1 protein-coding gene is annotated in these 985 nt (G+C 70.4%); it reads left to right on the top strand.

From position 1 onward, the window contains the following. Positions 1-985: outer membrane protein assembly factor BamB family protein (locus tag BZL64_RS38375; protein ID WP_244205807.1), on the top strand; the 985-nt coding region annotated here is incomplete at both ends.

The raw sequence follows: 985 nt of genomic DNA, 5'->3' as shown, positions 1-985 counted from the left end.
GGCTACCCGACCCCGCAGCCCGGCTACCCGACCCCGCAGCCCTACCCGGCGGGCTACCCCGGTCAGCCCACCGTGCCGATGCCGTCGCAGCCCACCGGCGCCGGCCGCAAGATCAACTCCCAGGTCGCGATCATCGTCGCGGCCGTCGTCGCGATCGCGCTGATCATCGGCGGTGGCGTCTGGTACGCCAATTCCGGTGACGACAAGTCGAACACCGCGAGCACCGGCGGCACGACCGGCGGGGGCGGTGACAAGAAGGGCGACAGCGGCGGCACCGGCGGCACCACGACGTCCGGCGGCACCGAGAAGGTGCCCGGCGACCCGGCCTCCAAGGTCCTCTTCCAGATCCCGGCGCCCGCGGTCGCCAAGGACGACAGCGTCGACGTGACCGGCTCCTGGCTGACCGAGAAGGCGTACGTGAAGTCGGGCATCGCCGAGATCGTCGGCTACGACCCGGCCAAGGGCACGAAGCTCTGGACGGTCAAGCTGCCCGGCCCGATCTGTGCGGCAAGCCGCAAGACCACGGCGGACGGGAAGACCGCGGTGGTCTTCCAGCCGAAGATGCCCACCAAGGACTCCACGGCCGGCTGCAGCGAGGTCGCCGCGATCGACCTCGTCGCGGGCAAGGAGCTGTGGCGCAAGACCGTCAAGTCGGGCGACTACCCGATCACCTTCGACAACGTCACCGTGGGCGGCAACACCGTCGCGCTGGGCGCCACCGAGGGCGGCTCGGCCTTCGACATCACCACCGGCAAGCTGCTGTGGTCCCCCAAGGCGGCCGACACCTGCTACGACTCCGGCTACGGCGGCGGCACCAAGCTGGTCGCGGTGCGCAAGTGCGGTACGTACGACGAGCGCGAGCTGCACATCCAGACCATCGACCCGGTCTCCGGGAAGGTGCTCTCCGAGTACAAGATGGCGACCGGCATCGAGTACGCGAGCATCGTGTCGACGGACCCGCTGGTCGTGGCCGCCGACGTCGGCG

This window comes from Streptomyces bobili (assembly GCF_002154575.1).
GTDB classification, from domain to species: Bacteria; Actinomycetota; Actinomycetes; order Streptomycetales; family Streptomycetaceae; genus Streptomyces; species Streptomyces bobili.
This window is presented reverse-complemented; position numbering and strand designations above follow the sequence as displayed.